The sequence below is a fragment of the Thermosipho atlanticus DSM 15807 genome, assembly GCF_900129985.1.
Taxonomy (GTDB): domain Bacteria; phylum Thermotogota; class Thermotogae; order Thermotogales; family Fervidobacteriaceae; genus Thermosipho_A; species Thermosipho_A atlanticus.
This window is the reverse complement of sequence record NZ_FQXN01000003.1, coordinates 183,096-208,418: the sequence shown is the minus strand read 5'-3', so window position 1 is coordinate 208,418 and position 25,323 is coordinate 183,096. Positions and strand designations below refer to the sequence as shown.

The 25,323-nt window shown below is 29.7% G+C and carries 32 protein-coding genes and 1 riboswitch; of the genes, 13 read left to right on the top strand and 19 right to left on the bottom strand.

Features of this window, described 5'->3' with window-relative positions:
* The first annotated feature begins 5 nt into the window (after nucleotides 1-5).
* Together rpsT and BUB65_RS05030 are read left to right on the top strand one after the other, a co-directional pair.
* Nucleotides 6-299, top strand: a complete 294-nt coding sequence (rpsT, locus tag BUB65_RS05035; protein WP_073072911.1) for a 30S ribosomal protein S20 — start codon at nucleotides 6-8, stop codon at nucleotides 297-299.
* The gene (locus tag BUB65_RS05030; RefSeq protein WP_073072910.1) at nucleotides 299-700 is read left to right on the top strand and encodes a hypothetical protein; all 402 of its coding nucleotides are present in this window, start codon (nucleotides 299-301) and stop codon (nucleotides 698-700) included. The genes rpsT and BUB65_RS05030 overlap by 1 nt, the downstream gene beginning before the upstream one ends.
* Before the next feature lie 47 nt (nucleotides 701-747).
* Here the strand turns inward: BUB65_RS05030 and hutH are convergent, their stop codons facing one another.
* From hutH to BUB65_RS04945, 17 genes are all read right to left on the bottom strand, one after another.
* On the bottom strand, nucleotides 748-2,229 hold the full coding sequence (gene hutH, locus BUB65_RS05025) for a histidine ammonia-lyase (RefSeq protein WP_073072908.1): 1,482 nt from the start codon (nucleotides 2,227-2,229) through the stop codon (nucleotides 748-750).
* Between the two features lie 15 nt (nucleotides 2,230-2,244).
* Nucleotides 2,245-2,751, bottom strand: coding sequence for a cob(I)yrinic acid a,c-diamide adenosyltransferase (locus BUB65_RS05020; RefSeq protein WP_073072906.1), 507 nt, complete (start codon nucleotides 2,749-2,751; stop codon nucleotides 2,245-2,247).
* On the bottom strand, nucleotides 2,729-3,376 hold the full coding sequence (locus BUB65_RS05015; protein ID WP_073072904.1) for a hypothetical protein: 648 nt from the start codon (nucleotides 3,374-3,376) through the stop codon (nucleotides 2,729-2,731). Before BUB65_RS05015 ends, BUB65_RS05020 begins: the two co-directional genes overlap by 23 nt.
* Nucleotides 3,377-3,399: 23 nt before the next feature.
* Entirely contained in the window at nucleotides 3,400-4,245 is an 846-nt protein-coding gene (locus BUB65_RS05010; RefSeq protein ID WP_073072901.1) for a metallophosphoesterase family protein, read from the bottom strand.
* Nucleotides 4,245-4,475: a DUF4911 domain-containing protein gene (locus BUB65_RS05005; protein ID WP_073072899.1), complete on the bottom strand. Its 231-nt coding sequence runs from the start codon at nucleotides 4,473-4,475 to the stop codon at nucleotides 4,245-4,247. The genes BUB65_RS05010 and BUB65_RS05005 overlap by 1 nt, the downstream gene beginning before the upstream one ends.
* Before the next feature lies 1 nt (nucleotide 4,476).
* Nucleotides 4,477-4,959 (bottom strand): metal-dependent transcriptional regulator, encoded by a 483-nt coding sequence (locus BUB65_RS05000; RefSeq protein WP_073072897.1) that lies wholly within the window; start codon nucleotides 4,957-4,959, stop codon nucleotides 4,477-4,479.
* Between the two features lie 72 nt (nucleotides 4,960-5,031).
* The gene (locus BUB65_RS04995; RefSeq protein ID WP_073072895.1) at nucleotides 5,032-6,063 is read right to left on the bottom strand and encodes a M42 family metallopeptidase; all 1,032 of its coding nucleotides are present in this window, start codon (nucleotides 6,061-6,063) and stop codon (nucleotides 5,032-5,034) included.
* A 1-nt stretch (nucleotide 6,064) separates the two neighbouring features.
* On the bottom strand, nucleotides 6,065-6,727 hold the full coding sequence (locus tag BUB65_RS04990; protein ID WP_234946790.1) for a hydrogenase subunit MbhD domain-containing protein: 663 nt from the start codon (nucleotides 6,725-6,727) through the stop codon (nucleotides 6,065-6,067).
* Nucleotides 6,714-6,995, bottom strand: coding sequence for a monovalent cation/H(+) antiporter subunit G (locus BUB65_RS04985; RefSeq protein ID WP_073072893.1), 282 nt, complete (start codon nucleotides 6,993-6,995; stop codon nucleotides 6,714-6,716). Before BUB65_RS04985 ends, BUB65_RS04990 begins: the two co-directional genes overlap by 14 nt.
* Nucleotides 6,992-7,240, bottom strand: a complete 249-nt coding sequence (locus BUB65_RS08455; protein ID WP_073072891.1) for a hypothetical protein — start codon at nucleotides 7,238-7,240, stop codon at nucleotides 6,992-6,994. The genes BUB65_RS04985 and BUB65_RS08455 overlap by 4 nt, the downstream gene beginning before the upstream one ends.
* A gap of 4 nt (nucleotides 7,241-7,244) precedes the next feature.
* On the bottom strand, nucleotides 7,245-7,595 hold the full coding sequence (locus tag BUB65_RS04975) for a hypothetical protein (protein ID WP_073072889.1): 351 nt from the start codon (nucleotides 7,593-7,595) through the stop codon (nucleotides 7,245-7,247).
* Nucleotides 7,592-8,566, bottom strand: a complete 975-nt coding sequence (locus BUB65_RS04970) for an NAD(P)H-dependent glycerol-3-phosphate dehydrogenase (RefSeq protein ID WP_073072887.1) — start codon at nucleotides 8,564-8,566, stop codon at nucleotides 7,592-7,594. Before BUB65_RS04970 ends, BUB65_RS04975 begins: the two co-directional genes overlap by 4 nt.
* On the bottom strand, nucleotides 8,563-9,492 hold the full coding sequence (gene trmB, locus BUB65_RS04965) for a tRNA (guanosine(46)-N7)-methyltransferase TrmB (RefSeq protein ID WP_073072885.1): 930 nt from the start codon (nucleotides 9,490-9,492) through the stop codon (nucleotides 8,563-8,565). Before trmB ends, BUB65_RS04970 begins: the two co-directional genes overlap by 4 nt.
* Nucleotides 9,470-11,014 carry a bifunctional ADP-dependent NAD(P)H-hydrate dehydratase/NAD(P)H-hydrate epimerase gene (locus BUB65_RS04960; RefSeq protein WP_073072883.1) on the bottom strand — a complete coding sequence of 515 codons (1,545 nt, stop codon included), beginning with the start codon at nucleotides 11,012-11,014 and terminating at the stop codon, nucleotides 9,470-9,472. The genes trmB and BUB65_RS04960 overlap by 23 nt, the downstream gene beginning before the upstream one ends.
* Entirely contained in the window at nucleotides 11,011-11,466 is a 456-nt protein-coding gene (locus BUB65_RS04955; RefSeq protein ID WP_073073003.1) for a lytic transglycosylase domain-containing protein, read from the bottom strand. Before BUB65_RS04955 ends, BUB65_RS04960 begins: the two co-directional genes overlap by 4 nt.
* 27 nt (nucleotides 11,467-11,493) lie before the next feature.
* Entirely contained in the window at nucleotides 11,494-12,195 is a 702-nt protein-coding gene (locus BUB65_RS04950) for a prepilin peptidase (protein WP_073072880.1), read from the bottom strand.
* Nucleotides 12,180-13,244: a tetratricopeptide repeat protein gene (locus BUB65_RS04945; RefSeq protein ID WP_073072878.1), complete on the bottom strand. Its 1,065-nt coding sequence runs from the start codon at nucleotides 13,242-13,244 to the stop codon at nucleotides 12,180-12,182. Before BUB65_RS04945 ends, BUB65_RS04950 begins: the two co-directional genes overlap by 16 nt.
* A gap of 160 nt (nucleotides 13,245-13,404) precedes the next feature.
* Between BUB65_RS04945 and BUB65_RS04940 the strand changes: the two genes are divergently transcribed.
* The 3 genes from BUB65_RS04940 to BUB65_RS04930 all read left to right on the top strand — a co-directional run bounded on the left by BUB65_RS04940 (nucleotide 13,405) and on the right by BUB65_RS04930 (nucleotide 17,683).
* Nucleotides 13,405-14,763 carry a Do family serine endopeptidase gene (locus BUB65_RS04940; RefSeq protein WP_073072877.1) on the top strand — a complete coding sequence of 453 codons (1,359 nt, stop codon included), beginning with the start codon at nucleotides 13,405-13,407 and terminating at the stop codon, nucleotides 14,761-14,763.
* Nucleotides 14,764-14,819: 56 nt separating this feature from the next.
* Nucleotides 14,820-14,978: a rubredoxin gene (gene rd, locus BUB65_RS04935; protein WP_073072876.1), complete on the top strand. Its 159-nt coding sequence runs from the start codon at nucleotides 14,820-14,822 to the stop codon at nucleotides 14,976-14,978.
* Nucleotides 14,979-15,187: 209 nt separating this feature from the next.
* Nucleotides 15,188-17,683: a glycogen/starch/alpha-glucan phosphorylase gene (locus tag BUB65_RS04930; RefSeq protein ID WP_456119723.1), complete on the top strand. Its 2,496-nt coding sequence runs from the start codon at nucleotides 15,188-15,190 to the stop codon at nucleotides 17,681-17,683.
* A gap of 23 nt (nucleotides 17,684-17,706) precedes the next feature.
* On the opposite strand, the gene BUB65_RS04925 is transcribed toward BUB65_RS04930, so the two are convergent.
* A complete protein-coding gene (locus BUB65_RS04925; protein WP_073072875.1) occupies nucleotides 17,707-19,245 on the bottom strand; it encodes an ABC transporter permease in 1,539 nt (512 codons plus the stop codon).
* The gene (locus BUB65_RS04920) at nucleotides 19,218-20,192 is read right to left on the bottom strand and encodes a thiamine ABC transporter substrate-binding protein (protein ID WP_073072874.1); all 975 of its coding nucleotides are present in this window, start codon (nucleotides 20,190-20,192) and stop codon (nucleotides 19,218-19,220) included. Before BUB65_RS04920 ends, BUB65_RS04925 begins: the two co-directional genes overlap by 28 nt.
* 50 nt (nucleotides 20,193-20,242) lie before the next feature.
* Nucleotides 20,243-20,354: riboswitch (TPP riboswitch) on the bottom strand.
* A gap of 7 nt (nucleotides 20,355-20,361) precedes the next feature.
* On the opposite strand from BUB65_RS04920, the gene sfsA reads away from it, so the two are divergent.
* From sfsA to rplS, 8 genes are all read left to right on the top strand, one after another.
* The gene (sfsA, locus tag BUB65_RS04915) at nucleotides 20,362-21,126 is read left to right on the top strand and encodes a DNA/RNA nuclease SfsA (RefSeq protein WP_143606684.1); all 765 of its coding nucleotides are present in this window, start codon (nucleotides 20,362-20,364) and stop codon (nucleotides 21,124-21,126) included.
* A gap of 162 nt (nucleotides 21,127-21,288) precedes the next feature.
* Nucleotides 21,289-22,596: a signal recognition particle protein gene (ffh, locus tag BUB65_RS04910; RefSeq protein ID WP_073072873.1), complete on the top strand. Its 1,308-nt coding sequence runs from the start codon at nucleotides 21,289-21,291 to the stop codon at nucleotides 22,594-22,596.
* 32 nt (nucleotides 22,597-22,628) lie between these two features.
* Nucleotides 22,629-22,913, top strand: a complete 285-nt coding sequence (gene rpsP / locus BUB65_RS04905; RefSeq protein WP_073072872.1) for a 30S ribosomal protein S16 — start codon at nucleotides 22,629-22,631, stop codon at nucleotides 22,911-22,913.
* Nucleotides 22,910-23,134: a KH domain-containing protein gene (locus BUB65_RS04900; protein ID WP_073072871.1), complete on the top strand. Its 225-nt coding sequence runs from the start codon at nucleotides 22,910-22,912 to the stop codon at nucleotides 23,132-23,134. Before rpsP ends, BUB65_RS04900 begins: the two co-directional genes overlap by 4 nt.
* A complete protein-coding gene (rimM, locus tag BUB65_RS04895) occupies nucleotides 23,131-23,667 on the top strand; it encodes a ribosome maturation factor RimM (RefSeq protein WP_073072869.1) in 537 nt (178 codons plus the stop codon). The genes BUB65_RS04900 and rimM overlap by 4 nt, the downstream gene beginning before the upstream one ends.
* Nucleotides 23,664-24,401 (top strand): tRNA (guanosine(37)-N1)-methyltransferase TrmD, encoded by a 738-nt coding sequence (gene trmD / locus BUB65_RS04890; RefSeq protein WP_073072867.1) that lies wholly within the window; start codon nucleotides 23,664-23,666, stop codon nucleotides 24,399-24,401. The genes rimM and trmD overlap by 4 nt, the downstream gene beginning before the upstream one ends.
* Nucleotides 24,394-24,960, top strand: coding sequence for an RNA methyltransferase (locus BUB65_RS04885; protein WP_073072865.1), 567 nt, complete (start codon nucleotides 24,394-24,396; stop codon nucleotides 24,958-24,960). The genes trmD and BUB65_RS04885 overlap by 8 nt, the downstream gene beginning before the upstream one ends.
* A 14-nt stretch (nucleotides 24,961-24,974) precedes the next feature.
* Nucleotides 24,975-25,322: a 50S ribosomal protein L19 gene (rplS, locus tag BUB65_RS04880; RefSeq protein ID WP_073072864.1), complete on the top strand. Its 348-nt coding sequence runs from the start codon at nucleotides 24,975-24,977 to the stop codon at nucleotides 25,320-25,322.
* Nucleotide 25,323 lies beyond the last annotated feature (1 nt).

The following is a 25,323-nucleotide window of genomic DNA, read 5'->3' as shown; positions in this document are numbered from 1 at the left end:
GTGATATGCCAAATATAAAATCTGCAAAAAAGCGAGTAAAGGTGTCTGAAAGAAATAGATTAATAAACAAAGCATATAGAACAAGAATGAAAAATTCAATAAAGAAAGTTTTAAAAGCAATTGAAGAAAACAAACCAGTAGATGAAATAAAAGTTCTTTTAAGAGAAGCTCAAAGTTTTATTGACAAAGCTGCCAAAATAGGTGCAATACATAAAAATGAAGCTTCTAGAAGAAAATCAAGATTAATGGACAAAGTTAACAAATATCTTTCAAAGGAGAATAATTCGGAGGTGCAATAATGCCTTTCCACTATACAATCGAAATTTTCGTAAATGAAATAAAAGCAAAAAACATACTACACAACCCTGTTATTAAAGAGCTAGCTAATAAAAATAATACTATTTTAGAATATGAAGACAACAAACTAAGACTTATATGTGCTGAAAATCAAGATTTGGACGAAGAACTAGTAAAGAAAATACTCGCAACTTTAAAAGGTGCTGTTAAAGCCAAAGCATATTTAATTGATGGAAAATCGCGCATCGAAATTTTTAATGGAACTTTAGATCCAAAAAACCCTTTTGGTCGAGCAAAAGATGACATTTCTGAGAGAACAATTGAAAGTTTAGAAGAAGATGAAACTGTCCATATTGATGACGATCTCGAAGATTTTCTGAATTACAATGAAGACGAAGAATAATTGCTCATTATATAAAAAAAATGGCTCCCAACGAAGGGAGCCATTTTTTACTTATTTATCTCTGAATCTAATATTTTCATTATTTTTTCAAAATCATCCCCAAAATATCTATCCCCGGTAAGTTCAACATCAAATTTTGAGAAAAACTCCTCTATTTTTGGTGAACTTCTCAATGGTCTTCTATTTTCCAAAGCTACTTTTGTCAACATTGCTTCAATTGAAACCAACATCAACAAATTTTCATATATTTTCAATAATTTTCTAGCTGAAGTTGCTCCCATACTTACATGATCCTCTTGATATGCCGAGGTTGGTATTGAATCAACCGATGCTGGGTGAGAGAGAACTTTATTTTCGTTACAAAGTGCAGCAGCAGTATACTGCCATATCATGTAACCAGAATTCAATCCTTCTTCTCCAGAAGCTAAAAAAGGAGGAAGTTTTTCGTTTATCATTGGATTAACTAATCTATCAATCCGTCTTTCAATCATATTACCTAAATCTGTTAAAGCAATTGCGACAAAATCAGCAACTAAGGCTACAGGTTCTCCGTGAAAATTTCCACCGCTAATAATATCACTATCAAAAACTAATGGATTATCTGTTGAAGCATTAATCTCATTTAAAGTAACACTTTTTGCATACATTAACGTATCCCACACAGCTCCATAAACCTGTGGAATTGCTCTCAAAGAATATGCATCTTGAACACGATTACAATTTAAATGAGAAGTTCTCACTTTACTTCCTTCAAGATATTTTCTAAGTAAATCAGCTATTATTTTCTGCCCTTTGTGATTTCTTGCAGCTTGTAATCTTGGATCATATGCTTTGGGAGTTCCAAATAAAACATCTACTGAACCTGCAGCTATAATAGTAGCAATTTCTAAAAGTTTAATTGAATCACGTATTACTAATGATAAAATGGACGTTATATACTGTGTCCCATTTAATAAGCTTAATCCCTCTTTTTCTTTCAATATTAAAGGTTTTATTTTCTTTAATTTCAATATTTCGTTTGTTTTTCTCTTTTTTCCATTTTCAAGCACATAGCCTTCACCTATAAGTGCCATAGCGACATGAGCAAGAGGTGTCAAATCACCACTTGCACCCACGCTCCCTTTCTCAGGAACGTAAGGATATACATCTTTATTTAAAAATTCGAGAATTTTCTCTATTACTTCTACTCTTACCCCTGAATAACCTTTAGCTAAAGAATTTGCCCGCAAAAGCATCATAGCACGAACAATATCTTTTCTTAAAGGTTCTCCAACACCCGCTGAATGTGATAAAACAATATTTCTTTGCAGTTTTTCTAATTTATCTTCAGAAATTCTTACTTTTACTAACGCACCAAAACCTGTGTTAATACCATATAAAGGTTTTTCAGATTCTAAAATTTTTTCAATTTCTTTTCTAGAATATTCTATCTTTTTTTTAGCATTTTCATTTAATGAAACTTTTTCACCTTTTCTTGCAACCAGATGTACTTCCTCTAAATTTAAGTTATTGCCATCTATTCTAACCAATTATTACTCACTCCTTTACACATATTTAATATTATCTTTTTCAACGTATCTAGCAATCACAAACAACAAATCGGAAAGTCTATTAATATATGCTAGAATTTCTTTTCTTACATTTTCGTTTTTAGATAAAGATACTATTCTTCTTTCAGCTCTCCTTGCAATTGTTCGACAAATATCTAATATTGCACTTGCAAAATTTGAACCTGGTAATATAAAACCTTTTAAATTTAAAGTTTTTTCATATTTTTCTACTAAAATCGTTAATTTTTCTATTTCATTAATATCAATAAGTTTAACAAATCTTTCACCTTTCGCCAGTTCTGAAGAAAGTCTAAAAATCGTTCTTTGAATGTCTTCTATAACATCTTTTTCCTTCTCATCTAAATATTGCTTTGCTAACCCAAGATAAGAATTTAATTCATCTAATACTCCATAAACTTCCACACGCAAATTATCTTTATCAACTCTTTCTCCATTAGCTAAACTTGTTTTTCCGTTATCACCTGTTTTTGTCGAAATCATTTTTATTCCTCCCTATTTCTTTTTTATCCATTTTGTTAATATATGCAATTTCATACAGTAAAAAAATCCCAAAAGGTATGAAAACAAAATACAAAAGCAAATGGTGAACTGGAACTTTAATATACACAATTGCATTTAACCCGTTTTTATACGAAATTTTTTCGTAATAAATTCTTCTTCCTTTGTAAAAAGTTATATTTTCTTTCACAGATGGGAAAATTTTATATACTGGAATAGAAAAATTATTTTCAGTAATGATCTTTCCATTTAGATCATATATAATGAATTCTGAAGTAATTCTAGGAATTGAAAACAACTTCGAATTACTAACGTAAAATAAATTCGATGCGTCATCCAATTCTAAAATTACATATCCGCCAACTTCTAAACTTTTCTCATAAAGATTTCCCTTGTAATATATCTTATTTCCCTCAATTACATACCCGTCCGGTTCTTTATATTTAATCAATTCCTTAATTAATAAATCATAATTTTTAATTTCGGTATCCAAAATTGACTTCATACTTTTAAATTCATTAATTGTTTGGTATCTATCAATCGAATAAAGAACAAAAGGAAATATAAATAATATAATTGCTATTACAAATAGTAAAATTTTTCTCATTTTCTATCCCTTCCCAAATATATTTAATATGAAATATCAAATCTATCAATTATATTTTTACTTACATCGTAAGCCGTAATTTTCAACACATTTTTTTCAATACTTAAAATTACAAAATTATATCCTTTAAAAAATTCAACTAAAAACTTACTATCGCATTTTTTAGAATATAATGCAGCACCTCCACCACCACTTATTACATAATTAATGCCTTCAACAAAAAATCTTTGATAATTATGTTCATGTGCTGAGAATACTAATTTAATACCTAAACTTTTAAAAACTCCATGTAACGACTCTAGAGATTTCACAAAAGGATTATTACAATAAGCGCCAACAGTAAATATTGGATAATGCATAAATACAATTGTTTTATTTGTTGCATATTCTTTTAAAAAATTAATTGCTGCTTCAAGACCTTGACCTAAATCAATATAAATAAATCTAAAATCATTAAAATCTGAGTAATAATTGTAGACACCAAAATACTGTCTGAAATACTTATCAGGATTCTCATGGTTTCCCTTCACTGGTTGGAAATAAGCTTTTTGTCTTAACGGCTTTGTGATTTTAAAAAAAGAATTCCAATCATCTAGATTATCTCCTTTGTTTACCATATCACCTAAGTGAACCACAACTGCAGGTGAAAATTCCATTATTTTTTTTACAACCTTCTCATGTGTTTTGTTTCCCCATCTACTATCCCCATATATTGCTACTATGAAGTTTTTAGATAATTCAGGAAATGTAAATTCAAAATTCTCAGATATATTCTTAATCATAATAGTTTGACCAATCTTCATATATACTGTACTTGAAAATGATATTAGAGAAAGGAAAATTAAAATTAAAAAAACAACTTTTTTCATTAATCGGCACTCCCTGAATTTTTTCTAATATCATAAATTTCAAATCCAATTTTCTCCTTTAAACTCTCGAGCAATTTTTGAGCATCTTCCTTTAAATCTTCAGGAACAATTATTCTTAAAATTCCATCCTCATATTTTCTTATATTCAGAAAGTTATCCTCTGCTTCCAATATATAACTTAACAAATGCACTTTTTCCTTTTCAATTTTTATCAAAATATCAAATTCCACTTTAATTTCCTCCCTGTCCTTTATTTAAAAATGGACATTCTGTAGAAACATTACCACTGTTAAGAAACTCTTTGAAATGACCAATAAAAACTGGCTTTTCCATAGGGCATTGGTTCATGAATTTGGCAAATAAGACAAACTTTTCCACAACTTCTTCAGCCATTTCAAAATAAATTTTCCACACCGCTTCATCAGCTTTATCCGAAGGTATCAACATTATTTCAGTAAAAAATTTTTTTACAGCCTGAATATTTTCATTTTCTTTAACTGCAATTTTTTTACCTTCCTTTGTTAAGGTAATAGCACCTCTTTTTTCGTAGTAAATAAGACCCTTTTTAGCTAACGAATCAAGTGATTGCTTTGCAGAAGGCATTTTCACTTTGGCATAATCTGATATTTTTTTTAATCTAGTCCATCCCATTTCATTCAATGTTAAAAATACAATTAATAAATATTTCCGCTCTGCGGGAGTTAAATAAAACATTTTAAAAACCTCCTAAAATAAGACTATACTAATTAAATTATACCATATATACTTTAGTCTATAAATTCACTTTTAATCCATCTCAACAAATGTCTGTAATAATTTTAAAGTTGCTTCAATTGCATCAATGTGCGTTCTTTCATATCCATGTGAAGCGTAAACTCCAGGACCAACTAAACCATGTTTTATATCATGGCCTGCAAATAAGCTACTTTCAACATCTGAACCATAAAACGGATAAACATCAACAGTATAACTAACTTGAGATAAGTTTGCCGCTTTTATAAGTTTTGAAACTATTTCATAATCGTAAGGACCTCCTGAATCCTTAGCACAAATAGAAACAGAATACACATTCGAATTCAATCCTTCACCTACGGCGCCCATATCAACAGAAACTATTTCAGTAACTTCTTCAGGAATTGAACTTGCTGCTCCATGACCAACTTCTTCATAGCTAGTAAACATCATATATATTTTTCTTTTTGGTTCAGTAGTATAATCCCTTATTGCTTTTGCTAAACCTAATAATATTCCTACTCCTGCTTTGTCATCTAAATGTCTACTTTTTATAAATCCAGTCTTCGTTAATATAGTTCGTGGATCAAATGAAATATAATCTCCAGGGCTTATTCCTAAATCCTTTACATCTTCCTCACTAAAAACCTTTTGATCTAATACAACTTCAATATTTTCCTCATTTCTTTCTAATTTTCCTACATCTTTGTACACATGTACAGATGGTTTTGTCAAATATATTGTTCCTGTATATTCTTTACCTTCTCTAGTATGAATAATACAATTTTCATTTTCTATAAGATTAAAAGGATATGAACCAATACGTGAGATACTTAATCTTCCATTACTTTTTATTGTTTTTACCATCGCTCCTAGCGTATCGACATGAGCAACTAACATTAAAGCATTTGTTTCACCATGTCCTAAATCAACTAATAAACTATTCTTGTTCGTTACTGTGTAGCTAAATCCCAACTTTTTGAACTCTTCAATTAGGTATTTTAAAGCTTTTTGTGTAAAGCCAGTCGGACTAGGAATTGCACAAAGATCTAAAATTTTTTCAATACTGTATTGGACGTATGACATGCTATAACCTCCCTAAATATTTATTGATTATTTCATCAATTGTTCTTTTCGAATAGAATTGTTCAAATTCCTCATAAATTATTGAATTTTTATCTGAAAAACAAAAGGACAAATTAAAATGTTTTAATTTTTTTAATTCAGAAAGATTATTTTCACTTTTCATTAACTCTAAAACTTCAAAATAATTTTTTTCATCTCCATTATAATCATATACCGGAACTTCTAAAATTTCAAAATCTCCATTATAACAAATACCAATATCTATCCGTGATTCATTCAAATATTCAAGCATTTCATCCATATTTTTCAACTCAATGTATTTTATTTTGTAATTTTGCTGTTTAGCAAAAAGTTCAAGTATTTCAGGAACAATTCCTTTATACATTGATTGGTATTTTTCACAAAAAATTGGTAAGATCAAAATTCCAACTTTCACTTCTGAATGAATTTTAAATGCCAATAGATAAATAAAAGTCGTTAAAAGTGCTCCCAACATTGCTTCAGCCAAAGCAACATCCGGTGCAAGATAAACAACATATAAACCAACAGCCAAAATGCTGAGAATAGTTCTGAATATAAATGAATTAAAAGGTTTACGTGAAAAAATAGCTACCCCAGCTATTAAAACCATTAAAACTAATAAAAAAAATCTAACTATCTCCAATATTTCTACCTCTCTTCGAAAGAGTATTTGCAATGAAATAAGTTATGGAAGGAGAACCTAACAAGAGAATTATTAACGCCAATAAACTTTTTGAAAAATATGTACTAGACATCATTATAGCGATTAATATGAAAATTCCCCCAACCGTATCTCCTGCACTAAGATAGTGAATTTTTTTTAAAATAAATTTTGATTTTAAAGCTATAAAATTTCCTACAATCATAAAGAATACACCTATATATATAAGTATAGTCTGAGATAACGTCATTGAAAATCACTCCGTGAAACAAACGATGTAATTATAAAAGAGCCTCCAATTGATAATAACAAATAGAGTAAACCGACCTCAAAAAAATAAGGTAAATTATAAAAATACGACAATAACATAATCAACAAAGATATTTTAGTTGATATTGATAATAAAGGAATCAACTTTTCATAAATATTTTTACATTTAAACGTCATATAAATTGAAATAATAATAGATAAAATTATTCCAATAACTGCCAACATCTTATCAACCCTTGTCTATTTTATGAATATAAATGTAATCTTCGTCGTGTTCAAAAACTATTGTTTTTGGAGTTAGAGTTATAACAATTATTTTTCTTAACATTTCGAAATCGTCCTTATATTTTTCCATAGATATTTTCTCATTTTTTAAAAATAGGATTGCGACAGCTTCAATAATTACCTTAGGAATATTTTTCAAAATTTCCAGAATTAACAGCAAAAAATTATACTTTCCTGGAAAAATTACTATCCAAGTTAAGAATGAAATTAACAAACTCAATAAAAATTTGTCGTAACCTAATAAAGTACTTAAAAAAAGAGAACCCAACAATAAATTAATAATTTCATTAATCATATATACCACTCATTTTTCAAAGGTCTATTCATCAATTCCAACATTGATAATTTTGGATCTTTACCATTATACAAGATTTCGTATACCTCATTTGAAATTGGCATTTCAATCCCAACTTTTTTCGAGAAATCAACTACAGCTTTGACAGTATACATTCCTTCAGCAACCATTTTTGAATTAGTTAGAATCTTACTTAAATCTTTCTCTTTCACTATTAATTCACCTAATTTTCTATTCCTACTATGTTTACTATTACAAGTAACCATTAAATCACCAACTCCAGCTAAACCAAAAAAAGTTTCCTTTTTAGCTCCAAAATATTGACCAAATTTTATCATTTCATACAAAGCCCTCGTCATTAAAGCAGCTTTTGAATTATCCCATCCCCCTAAACCGTCTAAAATTCCTGCAGCAATTGCCATGACATTTTTAAGGGCTCCAGCTATTTCAACACCTACAACATCGTTAGAAATGTAAACTCTAAAATAATCATTACTAATTATTTTCTGCAAAAACTCGTAGTGTTCTCCCGCAAGAGTAACTGCAGTGGGAATTTTACTTGCAACTTCTTCGGCGTGTGAAGGTCCTGATAAAACAGAATAAGGTACATTAAAAAACTCTGAAACTATTTCTGAAACGCGCTTTTGTGTTTTTATCTCAATCCCTTTTGACAAATTTAAAATCAAAAAAATTTTATGTTCAAATTGTTTTATCTTTTCAAATACTTCCCTAATAAATTGAACAGGAACAGCTATAACTAGAATATCTGTAAAATTTAAAAACTCATTAAGGTCATGAGTAAGAGGTACATTGACTCTTATATTTTTAAGGTAAGGTGTCCTTTTTGTTTGATTCACTTCATTAACATACTCTTTTCTCCTTCCCCATATTAAAACATTTTGAGAATTATCTCTTAACAAATTCCCGAATGCTATCCCCCAACTTCCTGCACCTAATATTCCAAAGTTCAACTCAACACCTCCATAATCTTTTTTACTGACCATTTTACGGCAGGAGTTCTATATGGGTTTGATTCACTATCTAACTTTAATATCCATTCATTATCTTTCCTATATAAACACAAAAAATAATGTTGAACAAAATCCTTATCAGTTGAAATTATTTTGATAACATAACTTTCACTATTTATATCTTTATATATACCTTTTACTATAAAAATTTTATCCGATTCTTTAAATACAGCTTCTTTAAGACTGTTAATTTTAGTTATGTCTATTTTACCCTTCGCATGTGGCATTTCTTGAACACCTCCAATTAATCTTTCAATTCTTCCGCTTTTTATTTTCTTTATTCTTAGTTTAAATATATCCCTACCAAACTTAATCCATTTTTTTTCATATCTAGTATAAAATTCCCTCGGAGGATTCTTTTCAATTTGAAAAACTTCAAAATACCCTGTACTTTGAGCATTTTCTTTTGCTTCTTTTACATACCATTCTTGATCACTAACTAATTCAAAACAACCTCCATTCTTTAATACAACAGACAATATTTCAAAAAATTCTTTCAATATAATTCGTCGATGTGATTGTGAATTTTTATACCACGGAACAGGGAAATTCATAATTACTTTTTCAATAGTTTCCTCATCAAAAAACTCTCTTAATGCAAATTTACCATCAACAAGTATTAATTTAGCGTTTTTTATATTATCTTTTTTTAATTTTTTTTGGGCTTTAATCATGGAGGTTATTGATAGTTCAAAACCGATATAGTTAATTTCAGGATATTGTTTACAGTAATACGCAGCATATTCTCCATTTCCAAAACCTATTTCAACATGAATAGGATTGCTATTTTCGAATATCTTCGACCAATCTATTGGAAAATAGTGGAACTGTTGAGGTTTCAACTCATATTCTGGGAATATTACCATTAATTTCCTCCTTTTCCTTTAAAATTGCTTCGATTACCTTAGGTATTAAATTTACTATTTCAGAAATAAAATTTCTTCCTTCAGGACGATATAATTCTGCTGCCTTTCCTAATACATAAGAAGCAGTTATAGTACTTTCTAATAATGTTAAACCTTGAGCTATAAAACCTGCAATTAAACCAGATAAAATATCCCCACTTCCTCCTTTAGAAAGAGAACTATTACCACAAATATTAAAAAAGATTTTATCTCCATCTGAAATTATAGACGTCGAATCCTTCAAGTTAATTATTACTTTTAATTCTTTAGCAATTTTCTTGACAAGTTCATAATTATATTTAACTTCATCTAGAGGCAATTTAAGAAATTGAGAAAATTCTCCAGGATGAGGTGTGAGTACAATATTTTCCCTACCTTTTATACTTTCTCTGTTTTCCGAAAGAAGAACAATTGCATCTGCATCAACAACAATTGGTTTATCTGTATTATTAACAAAAGTATCAATAAATTCTTTTGTTTCTTTTTTTCTACCGATTCCCGGCCCTAAAACATAAACTGTCTTTTCATCTTCTAACGAAAGTATCTGGAGAACATGTTTTTGAGAAAAATATTCATCATCAATCACACATGGTATTAATCCTGGTTCATAATTTATTGCATTTAAAACTACAGTCTTTGGAGCACAAATTATCGCCTTTCCTACTCCCGATCTTAGTGCTCCAAGAGTGCTTAAAAGAGGGGCTCCAAAAAATTCTTTAGAACCCCCTATTACGATTACCTTCCCATATGTACCTTTATTCGATTCTACTTCTCTTTTAGGAATAGTTATCAAAGATGAAGTTATAACATACTTATTGAAGATATTCTCATTAATTATCTTTTTTGGAATTCCAATTTTTACTACTTCTAATTCTCCACTTAGTTTTTTCCCAGAATTTATGAAATGACCAATTTTTGGAAATTCAAAAGTAACAGTTAAATCTGCTTTTACAGATGTTCCCATTATTTTCCCAGAATTTGATGATAAACCAGAAGCAATATCTACAGCTACAGTGAATTTTGATAATCTATTAATAACTTCAATTACAGTTTTGTAATCTCCAATTACTGGCTTTGTAAGTCCTATTCCAAAAATTGCATCAACTACGATATCGCTTTCCGCAATAACTCTTTCAATTAATTCGATATTATTTTTTTCAAATTTTACATACTTTCCTCCTGAATTTAAATAAACTTTAAAATTTGTTTCGCTCTCTTTGGTTGAAAATTCATCCATTAAGATTACTAGCACATCATTGGTATAATTCATTAATTCTCTTGCAACAACTAGCCCATCACCACCGTTGTTTCCTTTACCACATACTACAACAATCTTCTTTTCTGAAAGATCATCAAAATACTTCTTCAAAATCTGCACCACCATTAATCCTGCACGTTCCATTAAAACCAATGAATCAATCCCTATCTTTTCAATTGTCTTATTATCTAACATTTTCATTTCATTTGATGAAACTATTTTCATAAATCATCACTCCAATATAAAAGTTTATATATAAAGTAACTTTTCATAATCTTATTCAAATACTTGTTTCCCGAAGTTTTTATGGTTTCTTCAGTTGCGTTTGGACCAGTATTGTAAAATATTAAGCTTTTGTCAAAGCTTTTCGTCAATTCATATAAATAATCCAAATATAAAACTCCTAATTTTATATTTTCCACTGGCTTTCTATAATCATATTGAACAAAAAATTTTTTATTTAACCATTCGGCTGTATTAGGCATAAGCTGCATTAAACCGAAAGCGCCTAGGGGAGATTCAGCATTTGGGAAAAAATTACTTTCAACTTTTATAACACTCAAAATCAACAATTTATCAAAGTACTTCGACGATATAATATCAAAATACTTCACAGGATATAACTGTGAAATAAAATATAAAATCATCAAAAATATTATATTAACAATTATCAACATTAACCTCAATTTTTCACCTCAATATATTTATCTCATCAAAAATATTATACTGAACATATACAAAAAGTACCCACTTAATGAAATAAAAGGTCCAAAAGGTATTATTTTTGATTTCTTAAAAATTGCAAATAATATGCCCAAAATTGATGATAAGACCATCATGTAAAATGCAAGTGGTATAGATAAAAGTAACGAAAAAGCTGACATCAAAAAGATATCTCCAGAACCCATTCCATCTTTATATCTAAATTTCAAAATAAGAAGAATTATTAAAACAGTAGAAAAAGCAATAACTCTCAAAAAAAGTTCACCGTGTAAAAAAATATCTAAAATTGCCGCAAATCCTACAATTAGCCAAGCAAAATCAGGAATCATCATGATTTTCAAATCAATATATATAACAGCAATCGTAATAAATAAAAGCGAATTTAATATAAGTGTAACTGGCAATGAAAAAAATAATGAGTGAATTAAAAATCCAAAAGCTGGTACTAATTCAACAATTAGGTATCTCAAAGGTATTTTAGCACCACAATATCTGCACTTCCCGCGCAAAAAGATATAACTTAAAATTGGAATATTATCATACCATTTCAGAGTAGTTTTACAAATCGGGCAAAAAGAACGTGGAGGATTAATTATGCTAATACCCTCCACGCTCCTATAAATTATAACATTAAGAAAACTTCCAAATAACGCTCCAAATACAAAATTTATAATATACCACAAAGCTCTTTCTCCCTTTCTGTTAAAAATTGATCAAATATTTCTTTTTTACTATAAGCGTACCAAAAATCATTTCGTTTAACTTCTTCAAATAACTTTCTGGCTTTCTCGATTTCTCCAAGTTTCATATAAGGAACAATAAGCAAAGTTTTCAAATCAACAGCATTATATTTTGTTTTCAACATCGGCTCAACTACCCTAACTATCTCCTGATATCTACCATATTTCATTTGAATTTTTGCCCAAATTTCTATACCATTAGCATCTATTGGCTCCGAATCTAGAATTTCTTCTTCAACAGTTCTAGCCTCTGCTTCCTTCCCAATTTCTCTATACAATTGAGCCAACTCATACATGGCAATAATATTATTTTTATCAAATTCTAACAATCTATTTAAGATTTCGATTGCACTTTGATAATCTTTCATTCTTGTATATGCATCAGCCAACATAAAATAAGTAAATAAATCATTTGGAGCATATTCAATTTCTTTTTCCCAATACTTTACTGCTAAATTATACTTTCCTAAATTATAATAAACCTCTCCCAAAGTCGAATAACCTTGTACCAACCAAGGATCTATTTCAATAGCCCGTTCGAGATATTTAACAGCTCTTTCTATATCTCCGTTTTCGATTAATAAACTTCCTAAAAATTCGTAAGCTGGGGCATAATTTTTGTCAGCTTTTATTGCAAATTCCAAAATATTTTTCGCATCACCAATTAATGATTTATCAGCATACTCTACGGCTAAATCATATAATCCATCCACCGTTGCATGTTCAAACTTCTCTGGAGTAATAGAGTTTTTGCTCATAAATGAAACCAATTCAGACCAAATAATAGGTTCATAAAAATTTTCATCCAAAATAACAACGTTTTTTTCTAAAAACTCCAAATTTCTTATATGAAACAAAAAATTTTCTTCTTTAAAATCCTTTTTTAATTTTTCCCAGTCACCAGAATAAAATAAATCTCTTAACATTATAAAAAAAGGTGATTCATCTGTAATAACAACAGGTGTATTTTTTACTATCATTTCTACCTTCATAATTATCACCTCCAATACCTTTGTTACTTTTCATTTACATTATAACACATTACGTAAAATTTGAAAACTTTATTTTAGAACTCAATAATTAAATTTATAGTCAAATAATGTGTAGAATCTTGATTTTTATCCACATTTAATATAAAGAGGAGGTGTCTTAATGAAAAAATACGTAGCTTTCACATTAGTTTTTTTAAGCATACTAATTTACGGCTTTGTAAACCCAAATTATGAAAGCCCTGTAGTAAATGTTGTAAAAGAGTGTGCACCAGCAGTAGTAAAAATTGAAGCGGTTGTTTATTCCACAAGTTATGTAGATCCTTTTATTCAAGATTTCTTCAAACGTTGGTTTGGAGACATACCAAAACAATACCAGCAAAAAGCCACAAGCTTAGGTTCAGGATTTATATTTGACAAAAAAGGATATATTCTTACAAATTACCATGTTGTAGAAAAAGCTGAAGAAATAAAAGTTACTCTTCTAGATGGAAGTGAATTTAATGCAGAATATATTGGAGGCGATGAAGAATTAGATATAGCAATAATAAAAATTGATCCTAAAAATAAAGATTTACCAGTTCTTGAATTTGGAGACTCTGATAATTTAAACATAGGAGAATGGGCCATTGCTATTGGCAATCCTCTAGGTTTTCAACATACAGTTACTTTAGGTGTCATTTCCGCCGTTGGAAGAAAAATTCCCAAACCAGATAGAAGCGGCTATTATACAAATCTTATTCAAACAGATGCCGCCATTAATCCTGGAAATAGTGGAGGTCCACTGTTAAATATCCATGGACAAGTAATAGGAATTAACACTGCAATCATTGCACCTTCTGAAGCAATGAATATTGGCTTTGCAATTCCAATTAATACTGCAAAAAGATTTATTGAAAGCATAATCGAAACTGGTAAAGCAGTAAAAGCATTCTTAGGTGTTTACATGCAAACTGTTACACCTGAGCTTCAAAAAGCATTGGGACTTAAGGTTAATAAAGGAGTTTATATTGCTCAGATAATTAAAAACTCTCCTGCTGATAAAGCAGGATTAAAAGAAGGAGATGTAATTTTGGAAGTTGAAGGAATTTCAGTAACTTCTGCAAGTGAACTTGCTTCTGTCATTCATAATTACACCCCCGGTTCAAAAGTTAAAATTAAATTTGATAGAAAAGGAAAAATAAAGGTAATTGAAGTTGTTCTTGGCAAAGCTTCTAAAAGTAATGAAGATAATATTGAAGCAAAAGAATTCATTGGAATTAAAGTTGATGAAATTTCAAACGCTGATCGAGAATCTTACCAAATCCCTGAAAATATAAAAGGAGTCATTGTTACCGAAAGTTCAAATAATTATATTTCAAAAGGATTCGTAATTTTTAGAATAGCTATAAATGGAGAAACATATAATATTGAAAATCTAAAAGATTGGAACGAGATAATTAGCAAGGTTAAAAAAGGAGATTATGTTGCTATTTTCTACTATTATAAAGGTGGTACTGGTATTTTCTCATTTGGCTATTAATAAAAATTTTATGATATAATTGTTGTGGAAATCTATTTTTCGGGGAGGGGACGTTTATGAAGTACAGATGTACAGTCTGCGGATATATTTACGATCCTGAGGAAGGAGAACCAGATAGCGGTATAAAACCTGGAACCCAATTTGAAGATTTACCAGAAGATTGGACTTGTCCAGTTTGTGGAGTAGACAAAAGTATGTTTGAACCAATTGAATAGGATTAAATAAACTGTAAACCCGACCTTGTGTCGGGTTTTTTATTTTTATATCTCTAAATAACAATAACTAAACACAAATAACGAAATTTAACGAGATTTTTCGTTTTATTTTTAGTCCTTTCTTGACATTTTATGTTAAAAAATGTAGAATTAAAAGTGGTTTTTGAAAATACAAAAATGGAAACGCTTCCGAATGGAGGTTATAAAAAATGGATTCAATGCAGTCCAATAATTTGATTAACAATCTTAGAACTTCTCTTGATACTAACGTCATCAAGCAAAACTACCTTGATCATTTAAATTTATCTCTGGGTAAAGATTTTAAAAACTCTACCCCCTGGGATAAATTCTATAGTTTATCTTTAGTAATAAGAGACAGGATTATTAAAAAATGGCATGAAACTCAACAAAAATATTATAAAAATGATAAAACAAAAAGAGTACATTACTTATCTATCGAATTTCTTATTGGAAGATTATTGTATAACAACATATTAAATCTGCAAATTGAAGACGAAATTAAAAATGCGATGAATGAACTCAATATTTCATTAGAAGAATTAGCTGAAATTGAACCAGATGCAGGATTAGGGAATGGTGGACTTGGAAGATTAGCAGCATGTTTTCTAGATTCCATCGCAACTTTAGGAATCCCAGGATATGGATATGGGTTAAGATATGAATATGGCATTTTTAAACAAATCTTTGAGGATGGTTTTCAAAAAGAGCTACCTGATGACTGGCTTAAAAACGGTTATCCCTGGGAAATTGAAAGGAAAGATAGGGCAGTAAAAGTAAAATTCTATGGAAGATCGGAACCATACAAAGATAATAATGGCCATTTAAGATTCAGATGGGTAGATACGTACGACATTTTAGCAGTTCCTTATGACATTCCTATTGTTGGGTATGGTAATAATGTAGTAAATACTTTAAGACTTTGGTCTTCAAAATCCATTAATGATTTTGATTTCGATAATTTCCAAAAAGGGAATTATATAAAAGCATCCGAATCAAAAATAATTTCAGAATCCATTTCAAAAGTGTTGTATCCAAATGATGCATTTTATGCTGGACGTGAATTGAGAATAAAACAAGAATACTTTTTCGTTTCAGCATCCATTCAGGATATTATTCGTCGTTTCAAAGCTCAATTTGGTACCAACTTTAAGCTCTTCCCTGAAAAAAATGTAATTCAGTTAAATGACACCCACCCTGCACTTGCAATTCCCGAACTAATGAGAATATTACTTGATGAAGAGTTATTAAGTTGGGAAGAGGCTTGGGAAATTACAAAAAAGACCTTTGCATATACAAACCACACAGTCATGCCGGAAGCTCTAGAAAAATGGGAAGTACACTTATTTGAAAAACTACTACCCAGACATCTTGAAATTTTATATGAAATAAATTCTAGATTTTTAAACAACGTTTCAAAATTTTATCCCAATGATATAAATAAAATTAGAAATTTATCTATATTCGAAGAAGGAAGTGTAAAGCAAGTAAGAATGGCTAATTTATCTATAATAGGATCATTCTCAGTAAATGGTGTATCTAAATTACATACAGAAATCCTTAAAAACAAAGTTTTCAAAGACTTTTATGATATATGGCCTGAAAAATTTAATAATAAAACTAATGGAATAACCCAAAGAAGATGGCTCCTTCAATGTAATCCCGAACTTTCAAATTTGATTACAAAACACATTGGAAATAAATGGATCATTGATCTTGATGAATTAAAAAAGCTTGAAAAATACGCCGATGATAAGGAATTTTTAAATAATTTTCACAATGTAAAACAAAAAAATAAGATTAGACTTTCAAATTACATTTATAAAACTCTTAATATAAAAGTAGACCCTGAATCAATTTTCGATGTTCAAGTCAAAAGACTTCATGAATACAAAAGACAACTCTTAAACGCAATGCATATTATCTATTTATATTTAAAATTAAAAGATGATCCCAACTATGATATAGTTCCTAGAACATTTATTTTTGGCGCAAAAGCCGCTCCTGGATACAAAATGGCAAAATTGATAATTAAATTAATTAACAGTATTGCTGAAGTAATTAACAATGACACTACAGTTAATAAAAAACTTAAGGTTGTTTTCATTCCTAATTATAATGTATCATTAGCAGAAATAATAATCCCAGCTGCAAATGTAAGCGAACAGATTTCAACCGCTGGAAAAGAAGCATCGGGAACTGGAAATATGAAATTCGCACTTAATGGCGCTTTAACTATAGGTACTTTAGATGGTGCAAACATCGAAATAAAAGAATGTGTTGGTGAAGAAAATATTTTCATATTTGGGTTAACAGCTGAACAAGTTCAAAGATTAAAAGAAAGTAGGTTATACAATCCATATGAAATTTATCTTAAAAATGAAACCATTCGAAAAATTTTAGATTTAATAAATTCTGACTATTTTAGTAAAGGTAATTCTGAACTATTCAGTGATATTTTTCAATCTCTGCTATTTGGTATTAACGGTGGATATCCTGATGAATATATGCTTCTTGCTGATTTCGATAGTTATAAAACAAAGCATAAAGAAATTGATAAATTATATAGACAAACCTTCAAATGGAACAAAAAAGCACTGCTTAATGTTGCAAGAGTTGGAATGTTCTCCAGTGACAGAACTATTAAAGAATACGCTGAAGATATCTGGAAAGTCGAAAAAATTTAAACTTTACGGAGCGTTTGCTCCGTTTATTTTTCTTTATTTCTTAAATATTCAAGCGTTGAAAACAGGATAATAACGATAAATCCATATATTGAATTAAGTGCCCTTGCTTCAGGTATTCTTCTTGAACTTAACAATCTATAAATTGCAATTGAAAATGTTGATATTGGTGGTTCAGAAATAGTTATAGTTGCCGACATTTCTCCCAAAGCAATTGTAAAAGCATAAATAAACGCTGTTAATATATGATACTTTATTAATGGAAATCTAACCTTGGTATTTATTACCCAGCCATTTGCTCCATCTAAAACAGCTGCTTCTTCAATTTCAAAATTTATTGTACGCCATCCACTTTCCATAAAACCAAAAACTATTGGTATTGAAATTAAAGAATAAATCAAAATCAATGAAAATAATGGGGAAAATCGCATTAACACATATGAAAAGGCTATAGTTACAGGTGAAATAGCCGCTGGTATTATAATTAAATAATCTATTTTTCTACCTCTTACAGAATAATATGAAGCTATAGAAGAAATAAATATTGTTATAATACTAGCAATCGCTGGAAGAAATATTGAATAAAATACCAAAGAATAAAAGTTTGTACCAATAAATTGAGATAAATTTAAAGAAAACAATCTTTTAAAATTTTCTACTCCAAAACCTCCAGCATAATTCAAAAAACCTGATAAGAGTGAATATATTAATGGTATAAATATAAAAAACACTGTAACTCCAAAATAAAAGTAACCCCAAATTGGAAATTTTTCTTTTAAAGATACACCGCTTATAAACTCACTTGTCTTCAAATTTAAAAAATAAGCAATAAATGATATTAATAACATTTGAAAAACTGCCAGAGTAAACGCACTTTTAAAATCAAATAAAATTCTAGTATACATATATATCGAAACTTCTATTGTCGAATATTTTATTCCACCAAGAATCAAAACAACGGCAAAACTTGTAAAAGTATACACATAGGTTAAAAGAAAAGATTTTAAAATTGAAGGAATTAAATTAGGAAGCTCAACAAAAACAAAAATTTTAAATTTATTTGCGCCATCGATTTTTCCAGCTTCAATTAATGTTCCATCAATTCTTTCCCAAGTTTCCCCGACAATTCGAATGAACAATGGAAAATTATAAAAAACATGTCCCAATATCACAGCAACAAACGTATATAATATTCTCTCTTTATATCCAAACAAACTCAAAATTTTCGTTATTAAACCATTCTTTCCGAACGCCAATAAAAAACCAATACTCATGGTAACGCCAGGTAAAATAAATGGTACCGAAGACAAAACCCTAAATATTGATTTTAATATTTTTTTCATTTTCGTTCTGGCAACCAAATATGCTCCAGGAAGGCCTAACAACATGGTGAAAATGGAAGAAATTAATGCTTGTTTAATTGTAAAAAATATCACATTTTTATTTTCAGCAATTGCTGAAATTTCAATTCCACCTGAAAAAACAAAAAGAAAAATTAGGGGAACAAAAATTCCCCCAATTATGTAAACAACTGGTATTAACCGCCAATGATTACTTTTGACCATTGCTTTAAAATCTCCTCAAGATTATCATATATTTTAGGATCAATTTGCAAGGTTTTTTCTATTTTTGGTACATATTTAAAAGCTTCTGGAATATCTACATTAGTTACCGGAAGCATCCACTGATTTAATGGTACTTCTTTTTGAAAGTCCTCCATAAGAACATATTCTAAAAATCTCTTTGCAAGTTCCATATTTTTAGCTCCTTTAACTATTGAAGCATATTCAACTTGGACAAAAGCTCCCTCGGACATAATAACTGGAACATACTGTATAGAACCATAATAATAAAAACTATATGCACCATCAGTTGCATAACTTACCATCATATCTGCTTCACCTGATTCCAACATTTCGAAAGCCTCGTCCCAACCTGGAGTAATACTTAGGATATTTTTTCTAAAATTCTTCCAAAATTCTAAATAATCATCCCCGTAAACAGCAATTGTCCATAGTAAAAAACTCAATCCAGTACTCGAAGTTCTCGGATCTTCAACAACAATTTTCCCTTTAAATTTAGAATTCAAAAGATCTTCAAATGACTTTGGAGGATCCTTTATCTTATCTTTATTATACACTATAGCAATAGAACCAAAATCATACGGAACTCCATAATCGTTTAAAAGCTCAGGATATTTTACTAAACCAAGATTAACAGGTTTATATTTCTCCAAAATTCCTTTTTCAATTGCTACTTTTAATAGAGATTGATCTAAGCCAATAATTACATCAGCTCTTGGATTATTCTTTTCGGCTATCAATCGCGCAAGTACTGCGCCCGCATCACCAAACGAGAGTAACTTAACCTTAACACCGTACATTTTTTCAAAAATAGGAATAACTTTTTGTCCAATTCCGGAGACAAAACTATCGTAAGTATATACTACCAATTCAGTTGAAAACATTAATACAGTTAAAGTCATTAAAAAGATAATAGTAAATTTTCTCATAAAATCCCTCCTTTAAAAATTTTAATCCCTCCATATGGAGGGATTAAAATCATTTTTATATTTCCCAATCCCTCCGCCGGTATTACCCGGTTCAGGTTCTAAGGGTCGAAGGCTTCCGCCTTCCTCTCAGCCCCGGATTTAGGAGCTCCCCTCGGGAATCATTATTAATTTGTCCATATTAATTATACAACATATTTCCGATTTTTCAAAATTAATGTATAATAAAAACATGAAAAAACTTTTAAAAATTCCTTTCACAGACAAAGCAATTTTTCTAAAAAGATTAAACAAATATGTTGGGTTAGTAAAATTAAACAATGAAACAACTACAATTCATATTCATGATCCTGGGCGATTAACCGAATTAATTTTCCCCGGAAATGAAGTGTTAATTAACCGGGTAAATAATCCTAAGCGAAAAACACATTTTGATTTAATTGCCGCAAAAAATGATAACGAATGGATTTTAGTCAACTCAATGTACCATAGCAAAATTGCTGAAAAAATTATAAAATATAATTTACTGTTTTCTGATAAAATTGAGTTAATAAAATCCGAAGTTAAATTTAAAAACAGTAGATTTGATTTTTTAGTAAAAACTTGTAAAACAACCACTTTAATCGAAGTTAAAGGATGTACTTTGAGAAAAGAAAATATCGCGTTGTTTCCAGATGCTCCAACAAAACGTGGAAATAAACATTTACTTGAATTAATCGAAGCACAAAAACTAGGTTTTAAAGGAATTTTAGTGATTTTGGTATTTCCTCAATCAAAATGTTTTGCTCCTAATTTTGATACCGACAAAACATTTTCACAGAATTTTATAAAATCCTTAAATCATTATATTAACATATTTCCTATCCAGCTTAAATATTCCCCCCAGTTCTCAAACAATAATTTTCAAAGAAATTCTTCCACTATGTCAAAATATTAACAAAATATTACATTAATACCCTCAGTTAAGTTAACGAATATATTTATTGTAACTTAATTGTAACCGATAATTTCCTACATGTTTTCAATTGTGAGACTAATTTAATTGAAAAACAGTAAAAGTATATTATACTTTTAGTAGTAATGAAGGTGGTGATCTAAGTTGTTTGAAGGTCTTCGTGAAAAACTTACTAAAGCATTTAAAAGTTTATCTGGCAAGGGAAAAATTTCCGAAAAAAATGTTCAAGATGCAATCAAAATCGTAAAGCTTTCTTTATTGGAAGCCGACGTTAATTATAAAGTTGTTAAAAGTTTCATTGACGATGTAAAAAATAAAGCCCTTGGTGAAGATGTTCTTAGTTCTTTAACACCCGATCAAATGTTTATAAAAATTTTGAAAGATGAACTAATAAAACTGATGGGCGAGAAAACACCCATTAACTTGGTTCATTCACCATCATTCATAATGTTAGTTGGTTTACAAGGCAGTGGTAAAACAACCACTGCTGCAAAGCTAGCAAATTTACTGAAAAAGAAAGGAAAAAATCCAATATTAATTGCTGCTGATACTTACAGACCAGCTGCTATTGATCAGCTTGTAACACTTGGAAAACAAATTAACATACCTGTTATTACTGGTGATAGAAAAAATCCCATCAAAATTGTTGAAACGGCATTAAAAGAAATAAAAGATAGTGGATATAATGTAGCTATTTTGGATACTGCTGGAAGACTTCATATTGATGAAGAAATGATGAAGGAACTAGAACAAATAAAATCTTTAGTCAACCCAGATGAAGTTTTAATGGTTGTTGATGCTATGGCAGGTCAAGATGCTGTCAATTCCGCAAAGATTTTTGACGAAAGGCTTAACGTAACTGGTTTCGTAATCACGAAGATGGATGGAGATGCCAGAGGTGGTGTAATTTTATCAATCCGGTATGTCACAAACAAACCAGTAAAATTTATAGGTGTTGGAGAAAAAATTGATGAATTTGAAGAATTTTTCCCGGACAGAATTGCAAATAGAATTCTTGGGCTAGGTGATGTACTAAGCTTAATTGAAAAAGCAGAACAAGAACTTGACAAAGAAAAGATGAAAAAATTAGGAAAAAAGATGTTCACTGCAGAATTCACCTTAGAAGATTTCCAAGAACAACTTAAAGAAATTAAAAAATTGGGACCTATATCCAAAATTGTTGAAATGCTCCCAGGGGCACCTAAAATTGATACTGTTTCAAGCGAAAAAGAAATTAAAGTAGTTGAAGCAATAATCAATTCGATGACCCCTGAAGAAAGAAGAAATCCTAAAATACTTAATGCAAGTAGGAAAAAAAGAATTGCTAAAGGTAGTGGAACTACCGTTCAAGATATAAATAAACTTTTGAAAAACTATGAAGAAATGAAAAAAATTATGAAAATGCTCAAAAAGGGAAAGTTTCCAGCTAGTTTAAGAGGTTTAAAATTCTGATTTTATCAAAAATAAAAGACGGAGGTGTTAGTGTGGTAAGGATAAGACTAACTCGTATGGGAAAGAAAAAACAACCTTTTTACAGAATTGTGGTAGTTGATCAAAGAAAAAGAAGAGATGGTGCTTACATCGAAAGTTTAGGATATTACAATCCTCTAAAAAATCCTTTTATTCTCAACGTTGATGTGGATAAAGCAGTTGAATGGATTTTAAAAGGTGCACAACCAAGTGAAACGGTAAGAAATCTTTTAAGTAAAGCTGGGGTATTTAAGAAAGTAGCTGAAATCAAAAGCCAAAAAAAGGAGGCTAATCAATGAAAGATCTCCTTGAGTACATACTCAAGGGAATCGTGAAGAATCCCGAAGAGGTTATTGTTCTCGAGTTTGAAGAAGAAGGAAAAAAAGTTTTTGAAATCTCTGTAAATCCAGAAGATGTTGGGCAAGTTATTGGAAAAGATGGAAGGACAATTAAATCGATAAAAATTCTCTTATCATCAATTACTGATGAAAATGATTTTATTCTGAAGGTGGTAAGATGATCAAAACTCTCCAAGAGCTCTTAAAAGAGAAAATTGCTGTGGGAATTATAGGAAAAACACATGGGCTTAACGGAGAGTTGAAACTGCATCCTCTTACCAATGTTCCTGAAATTATTGAATCATTAACTGAAATTTTGCTCTATAATGAAAGAAACAAAGTCTTTCATATGGCCAAAATTACAGATATGAGACTAGGAAATGGTGTATATCTAATTAAAATTCAAGGGATCGAAACAGTGGAAGAAGCAAAAAAGCTTTCCGGTAGTAAAATTTACATTGATAAATCTGAATTACCTGAAGTTAAAAATGATGAATATTATTTTTATGAAATTATCAATTCCATTGTTTTAGATGAAAATGGCAACGTCTTGGGAAAAGTTGATGAAATAATTCAAACTGGAAGTAATGACGTTCTAGTACTAAATAAAGACAAAGAAAATGAAATGTTAATTCCAGTGATTAAAGAATATATCAGAAACCTTGATAAAACAAACAAAAAAATTATTGTAAAAGTTCCGGAGTGGTTAGAGTGACAATAAACATAGTAACAATTTTTCCAGAAATGGTCGAAGTAATCAAAAAATATGGAGTACTTGCTCAAGCAATTAAAAATGGGAAGATAAAAATCAATATTTTTAATTTAAGAGACTTTACAACTGATAAACATAAAACCGTTGATGATTATCCATTTGGTGGCGGGCCTGGAATGGTTATGAAACCAGAGCCTTTTTTCCGATTCTTTGAATATTACTTTAAAAATTTTGGAAAACCATATGTAATATTAACATCGCCACAAGGTGAAACTCTGGAAAATAATTTAGTTAAAGAATTAAGTAAAAAAGATGATATAGTTATTATCTGTGGAAGATATGAAGGAATTGATGAAAGAGTAATGAGATTTGTTGACAAAGAAATTTCTATTGGTGATTATGTATTAACTGGTGGAGAATTACCAGCGATGGTTATTACCGATGCTATTTCAAGATTCGTTCCTGGAGTTATAGACGAAGAATCAGTAAAAAACGAATCATTTAACACTGGGCTTTTGGATCATCCTCATTATACAAGGCCAAGAAAATATAGTGGTTTAGAAGTTCCAGAAGTTTTATTTTCAGGAAATCACCAAAAAATAGAAATTTGGAGAAGGAAAATGGCATTAAAAAAAACAATCGAAAGAAGACCAGATCTATTTTTAAAAAAAGAACTTGATGATATTGATAAAAGAGCTCTTATTGAACTTTTCAAGGAGATGAGAAATAATGCTTGATAAAATCTATGTGGCACTGATTCACTATCCTATACTTGGAAGAGATGGAAAAATTATTTCAACAGCTGTTACAAACCTTGATATTCACGACATTGCTAGAACAAGTAGAACTTATAAAATTAAAAAATATTATGTTGTAACAAATTTACCCGCACAACAAGATATTGTCAAAAAAGTTTTACATTATTGGAGAGAAGATTTCGGTAAAGAATACAATCCCAATCGTGCCGAAGCTCTTTCGTTAGTTTCTTTAAAATCATATTATGAAGATGTAATTGACGAAATTAAAACAATCGAAAATGAAGCACCTATTATCATGTTTACGTCAGCGAAGTGGAGAGAAAACACAATAACTTTCAAGGAAGGTCAACAAATAATTTTGGAAACAAAAAAACCTGTCTTAATTTTATTTGGAACTGGTTGGGGAATGCCCGATGAAATATTAAACCAATGCGACTATGCTCTTGAACCTGTTAGAGGAAAAAGTGATTTTAACCATTTATCAGTAAGAGCAGCAGTTGCTATAATTCTTGATAGATTAATAGGAGAAAATATATAAAGGAGGGATTTTTCATGAGTATGGATAATCTTATAAGAATTATTGAAAAGGATCAAATTAAAGAAGTTCCAGATTTTAGACCTGGCGATACTGTAAGAGTATATGTGAAATTTAAAGAAGGAAACAAAGAAAGAACTCAAGCATTTGAAGGCATTGTAATCTCCAAAAGAGGTTCAGGTGTCAATAAAACATTTACCGTGAGAAAAATTGGCGCAAATGGTATTGGCGTAGAAAGAATTTTCCCATTATATGCTCCTGTAATTCAAAAAATTGAAATTGTAAGAAGAGGAAAAGTAAGAAGAGCCAAACTTTATTACCTTAGAAACATTCGCGGAAAGGTGAAAATTAAAGAGAGAAGGTAAT